Origin of the sequence: Streptomyces sp. UH6 (assembly GCF_013421635.1) — a bacterium.
GTDB classification, from domain to species: Bacteria; Actinomycetota; Actinomycetes; order Streptomycetales; family Streptomycetaceae; genus Streptomyces; species Streptomyces abyssomicinicus.
Window position 1 is genome coordinate 1 of sequence record NZ_JACADT010001236.1, and the last position, 1,418, is coordinate 1,418.

Here is a 1,418-nt window from a genome sequence, read left to right on the forward strand (position 1 = left end):
TGGAGGTCTGCCGGCATGGCGGTGAGCGTACGCGGGCAGTGGATCACGGTGCGGCCGAGGACGACCTGGCGGGGCGAGGCCCCCGAAAACTCCACGCCGGCGCGACGATCGCGCCGCGCCGGCGTGGTGCCGTCCGTCGTACCCCCGTCCCCACGGGGTTCGTCAGGGCTGATGTCCCCACCCGGACCGCTCTTCCGGGCCCGGGACGCGCTCGGCGACCCGGCACCACACCCTCGGACGACGACTGCGTGGCCACACTCCGCATCCTTTCGTGGAAGGGTGTTCCGGTCGTCATGCCCCCGGATGAATCCGGCCGTCCCGGCTACTTCCCAGGGTGGAGAGGCGCAGGCCGCGGCTTCTGCTTCGGGGGGACGGCGAGTGACGTGGTTCACGTCCCGGCATGGTCGCCAAACCCCTTACGGGGGCGGCATCTTGGCAGCCTCGAGCCCACGAACGCGTTCCCGGAGGGGTGAGCGGGCGCGGCCTGAACGCGCGGCGCGGCCGGGAAACGTAAGCTGGTGGCTCGTCAGACGGACCGGGCAGCGGGGATGAACATGGCGATGATGCGCCTCAGGCGCGAGGACCCGCGCGTCGTCGGCTCGTTCAGGCTGCACCGGCGGCTCGGCGCGGGCGGGATGGGCGTGGTCTACCTGGGTTCCGACCGGCGGGGCCAGCGGGTCGCCCTCAAGGTGATCCGGCCGGACCTGGCCGAGGACCAGGAGTTCCGGTCGCGGTTCGCCCGTGAGGTGTCGGCGGCCCGGCGGATCAGGGGCGGCTGCACGGCGCGGCTGGTGGCGGCGGACCTGGAGGCCGAGCGGCCCTGGTTCGCCACGCAGTACGTGCCCGGGCCCTCGCTGCACGACAAGGTCGCCGAGGAGGGTCCGCTGCCGGCGGCGGAGGTCGCGGCGATCGGCGCGGCGCTCTCCGAGGGGCTGGTCGCGGTCCACGAGGCCGGGGTGGTCCACCGGGACCTCAAGCCGTCCAACATCCTGCTCTCCCCCAAGGGTCCCCGGATCATCGACTTCGGCATCGCCTGGGCGACCGGGGCCTCCACGCTCACCCATGTCGGCACGGCGGTCGGCTCGCCGGGGTTCCTCGCCCCCGAGCAGGTGCGGGGGGCGGCGGTCACGCCGGCCACCGACGTGTTCGCGCTCGGCGCGACGCTGGCGTACGCGTCGACCGGGGACTCGCCCTTCGGGCACGGGAGTTCCGAGGTCATGCTGTACCGGGTGGTGCACGAGGAGCCGCAGCTGCGGGGCGTGCCGGGGGCGTTGGCGCCGCTGGTGCGGGCCTGTCTGGCGAAGGATCCGGAGCAGCGGCCGACGACGTTGCAGCTGTCGCTGCGGCTGAAGGAGATCGCTGCGCGGGAGGCGCAGGGGCTGGGCGAGGTGCGGCCCGCGGGCCGTGAGGACGGTGCG

Annotated in this window: 1 protein-coding gene; it reads left to right on the forward strand. The window is 74.0% G+C overall.

The annotated features are described in order from the left end of the window. Nucleotides 1-548: 548 nt before the first annotated feature. Nucleotides 549-1,418: serine/threonine-protein kinase (locus HW445_RS30890; protein ID WP_180224090.1), on the forward strand; the 870-nt coding region annotated here is incomplete at its 3' end.